Here is a 531-nt window from a genome sequence, read left to right on the forward strand (position 1 = left end):
TTGTTTCCCTCTCCACGACGGACGTTAGCACCCGCCGTGTGTCTCCCGAGCAGTACTCTCACGTATTCGGAGTTTGGTTGGGTTTGGTACCGCTGTGGGCGGCCCTAGCCCATCCAGTGCTCTACCCCGTGAGGTATTCACTCGAGGCGCTACCTAAATAGCTTTCGCGGAGAACCAGCTATTTCCGAGTTTGATTGGCCTTTCACCCCTAGCCACACGTCATCCAAGACCTTTTCAACGGGCACTGGTTCGGACCTCCAGTGGGTGTTACCCCACCTTCATCCTGCACATGGCTAGATCACTCGGTTTCGGGTCTAAAGCCACGAACTGAACGCCCTGTTCAGACTCGCTTTCGCTGCGCCTCCACCTATCGGCTTAAGCTCGCTCGTAACTTTAAGTCGCTGACCCATTATACAAAAGGTACGCGGTCACTCAGGACGAACCTTGAGCTCCCACTGTTTGTAAGCATCCGGTTTCAGGTGCTGTTTCACTCCCCTCGTCGGGGTGCTTTTCACCTTTCCCTCACGGTAC

Annotated in this window: 1 rRNA gene; it reads right to left on the minus strand. The window is 55.0% G+C overall.

Going from position 1 to position 531, the window contains the following annotated elements:
* Positions 1-531: ribosomal RNA gene (locus tag ACTXGH_RS13810) — 23S ribosomal RNA — on the minus strand; the annotation flags it as partial.

Origin of the sequence: Psychrobacter sp. 1Y10 (assembly GCF_052259005.1) — a bacterium.
Taxonomy (GTDB): domain Bacteria; phylum Pseudomonadota; class Gammaproteobacteria; order Pseudomonadales; family Moraxellaceae; genus Psychrobacter; species Psychrobacter saeujeotis.